Origin of the sequence: Methylobacterium sp. E-005 (assembly GCF_022829725.1) — a bacterium.
Lineage (GTDB): Bacteria > Pseudomonadota > Alphaproteobacteria > Rhizobiales > Beijerinckiaceae > Methylobacterium.
Genome location: NZ_JAKSYG010000092.1, coordinates 1 through 6662, shown reverse-complemented (window position 1 = coordinate 6662; position 6662 = coordinate 1). Strand labels below are relative to the sequence as shown.

Annotated in this window: 8 protein-coding genes; 2 read left to right on the top strand and 6 right to left on the bottom strand. The window is 63.5% G+C overall.

All coding sequences use genetic code 11. The features are described from left to right. The first annotated feature begins 1352 nt into the window (after nt 1–1352). Nucleotides 1353–1619 (top strand): hypothetical protein, encoded by a 267-nt coding sequence (locus tag MKK88_RS10300; protein ID WP_243999333.1) that lies wholly within the window; start codon nt 1353–1355, stop codon nt 1617–1619. Between the two features lie 447 nt (nt 1620–2066). Here MKK88_RS10300 and MKK88_RS34250 read toward each other — a convergent pair whose 3' ends face one another. From MKK88_RS34250 to MKK88_RS10275, 6 genes are all read right to left on the bottom strand, one after another. After that, nucleotides 2067–2309: a helix-turn-helix domain-containing protein gene (locus MKK88_RS34250; RefSeq protein ID WP_409566637.1), complete on the bottom strand. Its 243-nt coding sequence runs from the start codon at nt 2307–2309 to the stop codon at nt 2067–2069. Nucleotides 2310–2718: 409 nt separating this feature from the next. Further along, the gene (locus MKK88_RS10295) at nt 2719–3165 is read right to left on the bottom strand and encodes a hypothetical protein (protein WP_243999331.1); all 447 of its coding nucleotides are present in this window, start codon (nt 3163–3165) and stop codon (nt 2719–2721) included. Then, a complete protein-coding gene (locus MKK88_RS10290) occupies nt 3162–3446 on the bottom strand; it encodes a hypothetical protein (protein WP_243999329.1) in 285 nt (94 codons plus the stop codon). Before MKK88_RS10290 ends, MKK88_RS10295 begins: the two co-directional genes overlap by 4 nt. Further along, nucleotides 3443–3892, bottom strand: a complete 450-nt coding sequence (locus tag MKK88_RS10285; protein ID WP_243999328.1) for a YfjI family protein — start codon at nt 3890–3892, stop codon at nt 3443–3445. The genes MKK88_RS10290 and MKK88_RS10285 overlap by 4 nt, the downstream gene beginning before the upstream one ends. Then, on the bottom strand, nt 3883–4812 hold the full coding sequence (locus MKK88_RS10280) for a toprim domain-containing protein (RefSeq protein WP_243999326.1): 930 nt from the start codon (nt 4810–4812) through the stop codon (nt 3883–3885). Before MKK88_RS10280 ends, MKK88_RS10285 begins: the two co-directional genes overlap by 10 nt. Beyond that, complete coding sequence (locus tag MKK88_RS10275) at nt 4809–5258, bottom strand: hypothetical protein (RefSeq protein WP_243999324.1); 450 nt, start codon at nt 5256–5258, stop codon at nt 4809–4811. The genes MKK88_RS10280 and MKK88_RS10275 overlap by 4 nt, the downstream gene beginning before the upstream one ends. 643 nt (nt 5259–5901) lie before the next feature. Between MKK88_RS10275 and MKK88_RS10270 the strand changes: the two genes are divergently transcribed. Further along, the gene (locus tag MKK88_RS10270) at nt 5902–6426 is read left to right on the top strand and encodes an Arc family DNA-binding protein (RefSeq protein WP_243999322.1); all 525 of its coding nucleotides are present in this window, start codon (nt 5902–5904) and stop codon (nt 6424–6426) included. The last annotated feature ends 236 nt before the right edge of the window (nt 6427–6662 follow it).

The following is a 6662-nucleotide window of genomic DNA, read 5'->3' as shown; positions in this document are numbered from 1 at the left end:
CCCGAAGTCTAGGGAGGAAACGCCATACGGCGCCGCACGTCAGTGCGCTGCAATAAGGATGGTGCGTCGCGACCAGTGTCAACGCTGAACCGCGCTCAGCTTCCGCAGATCGCCGCCGATGTCATGCGGAACTCATAAGGTCCACCGGCCCGACCTTGGGTGATGGGGGGCACGTTCAGCCGAGCCGGTGGGTGTCCCTTGGGAGTCCCCAACGAGCTTGGTGCCGCAGCGCAGCAATTAAAGGGGTCGGAACGAGCGAAGCCCGCCCTGCTGTTACAGGTGCGGGCCTGGTGCGACTGCATCGGCGAGGCCGCGTCGCTCCCCCAAGGGCGGCGCTGCTCTGCCGGTGCCCGGCTCCCCAGCCGATCGCTAAGGCTTAACTGCCGAGGTTATGGTTAACGGTTCGTAACCGAGAGCCAGTCGCCGGATCACTAAAGTAGTGACGTTTAGTGATCGGCGGTGAGTTTCGGGACCAGTACGCACGCGCATGCCCGCGAGGGGTTAGTCAGAGCCGAAAGGGGGTGGTGACCCGCTACCCCCTGAGTTTCGTTCACAGTACGCACGCCCGCGCGAGGGCTGATGTCTGTTGTGGTCTGTTGTGGTCGAGCGGCACCCGTCTGTTATGGATTGTTAAGGTTGCGGGCTGCCTCGGCGCTTCAGCCCACGGCGAGTTTCGGCAGCAGTACGCGCAGGCGCGCGAGACTACGAACAGGCCTTGCGCCGCTGGGATCGTACCGCCTCCGTGCTGGGCTCACGCCAGGGGCGTGCCGGCATCGTGCCGTCTCAGTAGGGGGCCAGTGCCTGGGCAACTAGGGGGCAGATGGCTGGCGCGGGCTGTTGACTTTTGTTGACCTCGGCGGGGCGTTTCGCAACCAGTGCGCGCCCGTGCGCGCGAGGCTGAGACAGGGGCCATAGAGTCCGCAAAGGCTGTGCAGATCAGCGCCTTAGCTGTCTCTGCCAATAGCATGTGGGGTGTCCAAAATGGACGAAGCCGCACAACCCGCACACCCTAAAAGGCCCGGCGCGGACCAGCCTTCGATTTGAAAAACAATCAAAGAAAATCAAAGAGCGCGGGCAGGCGAAGGCCGAATAAAAAAACGGCGGATATCCGAGGTTTGACAGCCAGCCTGTTGAAGGATGTTGAGGCCGGAGCCGATCCGCACCTGTTGGTGAATGTTGGTCTCGGGCGCTGTTTTGGGAGCAATACGCGCGCGACGCGCGAGGGCCGCCCTTTGCTAAAGTAGCGATGAGTAGCAATGCCGGGCCGGAGTTAAGCGCACAGTACGCAGGCGCGCGCGAGGCCCAACCCGTACAACCCGTACACCTGAAAAAGAGTGAAGCGAGAGGCTGCCATGAAGGTTCACTGTCTCGGGATACGAAGCTCCAGTGTGCGGGATGCAGCTTGGTATCTCGTCCAGAAGGACGACGGATCTCTGCATGTCCAATATGAGTCTGAAGACCCGCAGGACGGCGAAAAGACCGGATGGGAAAAGCCGCTGAATGAGTTCCTGATGACTGAGATCAGCAGCCTGCGGAACACCGTTCAGGAACTGATTGATCGTATGTTCGAACAGCGTGATCGCGGCCGGGCTTCCACGTCTCCGACCTCCCTAAAGTAGAGCGATTTGGAAGGCCGCGGGCCGAAGTGTGGGCATTTTTCGGAAGCCGCTACGCGACGGGGTGGCACCCCTCGGTCGAATTTTGCAAGGCAGTCCTACGCACGAGCGGGAAGAGTTTTCCGAGGCAGTCATCGCGGGAATTTCTGGAGTTTTCGGAGGCAGTCACACGAGGGGTTTTTAGAAGCCGCTACGCGAGGCCGGCGGCCAGCCCGGCACGTTGAGTTTTCGCAGGCAGTTATCGCGGGGATCCGGTCGGGCGGTCCGCCGATTTTTGCAAGGCAGTCATCGCGAAGCCCCAGGCGGGCGGGGTACGGCTTCCTCCTGGGATGCGACGTGAAGCCGAGAACACGCAGCTACCGCTCAATAGCGCCTCAAATTGCCAGATTTGGCCCAGGACGGCCGCTAGCTGAAATCCGATGCATTGCTCATGAAATTGAGCCACGGGCATCACGCGCCAATTCTGGCAGCTTCCTGGCCCTTCCTGACGGCAGACACCGTTGAGGGTGAGACCCCGGCCCGCCGGGCGATCTCCCGGTCCGACAGTCCTTCCGCTAGCAGGGCCTCAACGGCGGCACGGCGCTCAGCCACAGGGCGATGCGCGGGCTTGCTCGGCTGAGGGGTACGCCGGTCGGTATGGACCTTCACGGCAGGGCGGCGGCTGGCGGCAGGCTTGGACGGGGGATGGGTCATCACTGCCCCACCTTCATCAGCCAGCGAGGGGGTAGCGATTTGCGACCCCCCTTGATCGTCCGGCAGCTCGGGTGCCGATGAGGGAACGGATCGTGATGCCATCTCGGGCTCAGCCGGCGAGGGGGGTAACGGTTCGTTATCCCCTCGGGCTACGGGCTCGGGTTCGGCCAGCGGCGCTTCTACCGGCTCGCACAGGATCCTGGCGCGACTCTCCTCAATCTCGACATCCCACCTCGCCTGCATCGCCCATTGGCGGCTCTGCCCGGCCCTGCATCCCGGCGTGCCGCAGTTGCTGTTGCCGTCGTCACGATAGCCGCAGCCGCACTCCTCGCACCGGAGCAGGCAACGGCATCCCCGCCAGATCGTGAAGCACTCAGTGCATCCGCCTAAATGGAGCATCGGCCTGCCCTCACTTCACCTGATAGTCGATGCCGGCAAGCTCGATCCCTTGGTCAACGAGCTGCTTGTCGAACCCCTTGGCCGCAACCGTAGCCGGCTTCAGCGGCGGCCCCGAGTAGTCGGTGATGGCTTGCTGCAGGTCGCCCTTGATGATCTCGCCCATGAGCGCGAGCGCCCGTGTGGTATCGTAGCCGTTCGCCTTGAGCAGCACGGCGAACTTGTCTCGCCACTCAGTGGACTTGGCCGCGATGGTGTTGCGGATCGCGGGGCGAGGGGGCTGGCCGTGAGCCGGGTTCCCGAATTCGTTGATGAGGGTCACGAGGGCGACGGGCGTCCCATCGGGATAGGTCGCCCCGTCGAGCCAGCCGACCTCGACGGTGGAGGCGCGGCGCAGGTTGGCAGCGATCTCCTTCAGCCGCGCTTCGAGCTTGTCGCCGCCTGTCACCGTGACCGTCATGGCTGAGCCTTCCAGGCAAGATCCGGCAGCAGATCCGCCCATGCTGCCCGGAGGATCGCGGTGCGGGCATCGGCCTGGGTCGGATCGTCCGCGGCCGCGGCATCCATCAGCACGTCGAGAGCCCGCAGGCCCCCGGCGTGGTCAGCCTCTATGCCCTTCCGGCGCAGGGCGGATCGAAAAGCGACGGCGGCCGGCGCGTTCGGCCCATGCCGTTCGATGCCGACGAGAAGGGTGAGGACCGCGGCGGGCGTGACGGCCTCGGGCGCAGCGGCAGCGGTCACGCGGCCTCTCCCGTGCGCAGCTCGTTGAAGAATTGGCCCAGTTCGAAGTCATAGTCGTCCCACGTCGCGCCCTCGGCGATGGCGAACAGCTCACCCGACACGGCGATAGCCAGCATGAACAGCGACATCGGCACTGGGGCAGGAAGGCTCTCCACCTTCACGTCGGCGAGGCCCTGACAGACCAGCATGGCCGCAGAGATCACGCTGTGGGCGCATAGGCTCCGTGGGGCTTGGACGTGATCCTCAAGCGCCTCGACGGCGGCCCGCATGACTGGAGGCAACGCCTCAATCGGGAAAGGCGTGGCGGCACTCAGGGCGGGCGCGATTACGAGGCGGTCGCGCTCGCTCTGGATCGGAGATGGTCCGCGGCCGGTGTTCCGGTCGGGGCGAGGTACGAAGGTCTCGCGATGGATGCGCCCAAGGGCTTCAGCGGCGTTCACTGGCATGCGGGCACGTCCCTCCGGACGGTATCGTTCAAGTCTTTGCAGTTGGCCGGCGGCCGAATGATCTCGGCATTACGGCCGGCATCGTGCCACCGGATGCCGACGCTGTTGAAAGCCTTCTCGCTGGCGCCGTTGGCGTCGTTCTCGCCAAGCACGACAAGGTTGTGGACGCCAGGGAGCGGCGGCAGGCTGGCAATCCCACCCGCGCTGCCGAGCGCCCAGGCAGGGCGCAACCCGAGATGCTGCCGAGCCGTCAAAACGGTCTCGATGCCCTCACCAACGATTAGGAAGCCGTCCGCGCCTGCAATCGGGTCAAACATGATGGCAGAGCCAGCGGCGATCCCGAGCATGCGCCGGCCCATCTTCCGTCCGTCTTGGCCCAAGGCAGTCCTGTGAACCCCGCGCAGCTCGCCGGTTGCGATGTCCCGTAGGGGGGCGACCATGGCCGGCACGGTCTCGTTGAGCCCCCAAGGGCAGGCCGGGTGATATCGCAAGGTCTCGTGCGCCCCGTCGAGCAAGGCTAGCCCGCGCGAGCGCAAATAGGCATCGACAACCGACCCCCGCGGATCCCGAGTGCCGCGCCAGATCTCAGCGGCCTGCCGCTGCCGCTTCTGTGCCTCGCGGCGTTCCTGTTTTTCGGCTCGGCGGCGGGCCTCGGCGCGGCGCTCGATCTCATCCGGGTCCAGATCGCGGGACCGGCGCCAGTAGTCATTGGGAAGGCCGAGCTGCGCCGCAACGTAGTCCCGGCAAAGGGTCCAATCGTCCCCGGCGAAGCTCGTGACGACAAAGCCGTCTGTCGCCTCGGCGAGGCGGACGGACATGCTGCGGTCGCGGCGGGAGTGACCAGGGCCCGGGGCATACACATGGATGCCCCGGATCTGGCCGCCGAGCGCCCGAGCGATTTCAGGCAGGCTCAGGCTCATCCCCGGGCCTCCGTCCAACGGGCGTAGATTTCGCCGAGGATCGTGGTCTGCTTCGGCGAGAGAGGTCGTCCTTCGGCGAGCTGCCGGGACAGCGAACGAGCGAAGGTGAATTCCCAATCGGTGAGAAAGCCGGTCTGATCGCTCGTCAGGAGGTCGACGCGCGCCTTATGCTGGCGCCGCGGGTCGCAGCCGGCCCACGTCTTGCGCCAGTCCCCATAGTCGCGTGGGCCAGCGCGCGGGGGCTCCTGCGGCTCGCGGATGAACCGGACAACCTCGCGCGGCCCTTCTGCGACGTGCTTCGCCAAGTCGTGAAGGTCGCAGCCACCTGAATGTAGGACGCGGGTGAGGGCCGCGGCGACCGCCGCGACCTCTCCCTGTTGATCGGTGCCGAGCCGCGGCAGCAGCTTGGCGACGCGAGCCGATAGGTCAGGAGAGAGCGCCGTCATGCGCGGCAGCTCCAATGCTCAGGGATGGCGTAGGCCAAGGCCGCGATCGTCGCAGCGAGGGCCGGCGACACTCGATGGTGCTTGGCTACAGATCGGGCTTGAAGGGCGCTTGCGTTCGGAGCATATCCATCAACGTCGACCGCCAAGACGACATTTCTGGAGAGCCCGTGAGCGCCCGCGTTCGCGGGTTTCTTCATTTTCGGTTCCTTGGTCTGCTGCGCCGGCCGATGATCGGGCGCGGATGGCGGCCCCTCGGTTCACGTTTTAGTCCCATGCCGAGGCGATCCATTCGGATGGGGTCTCAGGCCGCGATGGCGGTCTGAGTGTGAGGCGGCAGCCCGAGCATTTCACGCAACTTCGGGACGGGAACGATCATCTTCCTGCCCATGCGGACGGTCGGGATCTCGCCGACTCGGGCGCTCTGGTAGGCGCGAGAAAGGCCGATCCCGAGAACCTTCCCGGCCAGAGGCACCGTCGTCGTCGCTCCCGCCAAGATCTCATCGCGCTGTTCCTGAGTAAGCATTGGCTCGCTCCGATTTTTTCGCCGCGCATAATTGACGGCGGGGAATGCTGCCGCATAATATGCAGAAGTGTTTTTTGTTTACAAGTGCCGCCGATTAATTCGGCGCGTGGAGGGCCTGCCATGAACGAACCGAAGAAGCGTGGCCGCCCGCCCAAGCCAGCCGCCGAGCGGCGGCGTCACAATCAGACGTTCAGATGCAATGATGAGATGCTGGCGCGATTGCAGGCGGTTGCCGATAAAAATCAGCGCTCAATCAGCGAAGAGGTAGAGCGTCGACTAGAGGAGTCTTTCTCCAACGAAAATCTTCTCGAAGATCTTCGTAGCGCAGCTTATGCCGCATCAGAGCAGGCTTGGGATGACTATGTTAAGCGTCAAGCCGGCGAACAACGGTTTTTGAAATTCGGGTTAGAAGCGGCTTCCTTGCTTAGATACGCAATGCGAGACCTAAACATCTACGACAAGGACATTAGTGATATTGCCAAATCTAAAGGCGATCTTGAAAACATAATTAAAGCTTTTACTAGGCAGCTGCCGGGAATGCTTGATTGGGTCGACAAATCAGATTTTGATTTAGTGCTAGAGATTAACAAAAAAGCTTTACGCAGCAATATGGATATTGCGCCTGACGAGACCAAAGAGAAATGATCGCGCGAGCCATTCGCACCGCGCATGCCTAGGCGGTAACGGGTAACGGAAAACAACAAAGGAAACTACATAAAAACCAAATTTAACATATGAAGTTGGCCTGCCCCCATTCGGTGGCCCGAGTTCGAAGTTAGTGCATCGTCGGTCGGCTGACGATGGCAGGGCGCGCGGACGGCACTGATCCGCTCGGTTCGGTTGGCCAGAGGACGACCTCCGGCGCGGGTGGCTGGTAGCCG